Below are 1773 nucleotides of genomic sequence, written 5' to 3'. Positions count from 1 at the left end.
CCAGGCACGAAGAATGGTGAAATAGTAAACTCGGAATATAAAATAATGATAAAACAAAAATAACGACGCTACAACACGCGGTCATAGTGCATGGCAGTACTTTTAAAACCAAATAACTCAACGTTCGCTGTCTGCTCCTTTCGTCCTGACAGTTACTATCCTATCGGACAGAAACTGCCACGACACCATACCGCGGGAACGTTGGCAGTAATATTGAAAAAAATAGAATGGCTAAAATTACTAATCAGATGATTGAGAAATCCTTTAAAATTGGGAAGGATTTTTTTGAGAAGAAAATTAGTCTTAAAGAAGGAGTAATTTTATTAACTCATATCGGCATGAATAAAAATTCTGCTGTAGATTACATCTATAATTATTCAAACTTAATCCAAGGAAAACTTTTTACAAGAACTACTAATGCTTTTGGAACAGAATATTATCTAAAAAAGATTTATGAAGAAAACGGTCAAATTGGACTTCAAAATGCTCTTTTATCTCTTTCCCAACATATTGATTATTATGAAGAAAAATCTGGTTCTAATGTAAAAAGCCGTAAAGAGATATACTTTAAATATTTTAATTTGATTGAAGGACTACCTGAAAAAACAATCTATGCTGATGAAGTTGATTCTGAAAAAGAATATTCTGAAGGAAAAACTAAAAAAGTACTTGTTAATAATTATGAACGAAATCCTATTGCCAGAAAAAGGTGCATTGAACATTATGGATATTCTTGTAAAGTCTGTGAATTTAGCTTTGAAGATTGGTTTGGTGAAATTGGTAAAGAATTCATTCATGTTCATCATAAAATAGACATTTCGACTGTTGGGAATGAATATTCAGTGGACCCAATAAATGATTTAGTTCCTGTATGTCCTAACTGCCATTCAATGCTACATAAAAAGAAACCTGCTTATACAATTGAAGAACTTAAAGAAATAATAAAAAATACTACTGCCAACACGCGGTCATAGTGCATGCGGTTATTTTAACTTGTAAGTCCGCATTCCGTATGGCGCCGTTTTCGGCTTGACAGTCTCCACTTCGTGGGACAGTCAACCGCACGACACCATACCGCGGGAACGTTGTAGGGCATTTTTTCAAATTGCACAAAAATATATAAGATTAATTCCATAATTCATGTACAACAAACTGCTTATAAACAAGGAAATATTTATTGACGAGACATTGGACAATGTTACAGAGAAATTAACTAAACTATCAGAAAGAGATAATCATTTAGACAAAATTTCAGACTGGCGGTATTTCTTTATGCCAAATGAATCAATTGGAACTTTCTCAAATTATTATGGAATTACAAGCGGAATTCGAATTTATGTCAATTTAGACTTCGAAGATGATACTAAAACACGCATTAATTTTAAATCCAAACCAAGACTAGAGCTCATTATATTTTTAGCTTCATGGATTGGATTATTAATATCTCAAATAAGCGGAAAGGTTGACATGCCAAATTGGGTTCATATCAGTAATGCTATTTTATTTATTTTTGGTTGGTTTTTCTATCGAAGACAAGAAATATCTCTATTAAAAATATCTGAACAAAAATTAATAAACGCCCTACAACACGCGGTCATAAGGCATGGCGGCTTTTAAAATAAATCGTTCGCAAATTTCAACCTCGCCTTTTCGGTGTGACAGTTTCTATCCTATCGGACAGAAACCGCCACGACCTCATACCGCGGGAACGTTGTGTGCAATTTGAATAATTAAGGATAATGAACGCATCAATGAAGAATTTCATCCGAATTA

2 protein-coding genes are annotated in these 1773 nt (G+C 33.3%); both read left to right on the top strand.

The features are described 5' to 3' along the window. Window positions 1–227 precede the first annotated feature (227 nt). Entirely contained in the window at window positions 228–974 is a 747-nt protein-coding gene (locus ACE1ET_RS20410; protein WP_375730277.1) for an HNH endonuclease, read from the top strand. Window positions 975–1140: 166 nt separating this feature from the next. Next, window positions 1141–1617, top strand: coding sequence for a hypothetical protein (locus tag ACE1ET_RS20405; protein WP_375730276.1), 477 nt, complete (start codon window positions 1141–1143; stop codon window positions 1615–1617). Window positions 1618–1773: the final 156 nt, after the last annotated feature.

Source organism: Quyinboa mangrovi, assembly GCF_042219825.1.
Classification (GTDB): Bacteria; Bacteroidota; Bacteroidia; order Bacteroidales; family UBA5342; genus JBHJHP01.
This window is presented reverse-complemented; position numbering and strand designations above follow the sequence as displayed.

What these genes read in the sequence shown, in the direction of transcription:
- ACE1ET_RS20410 (WP_375730277.1), top strand. Translation starts at nt 228, where the DNA reads ATGGCTAAAATTACTAATCAGATGATTGAGAAATCCTTTAAAATTGGG.
- ACE1ET_RS20405 (WP_375730276.1), top strand. Translation starts at nt 1,141, where the DNA reads ATGTACAACAAACTGCTTATAAACAAGGAAATATTTATTGACGAGACA.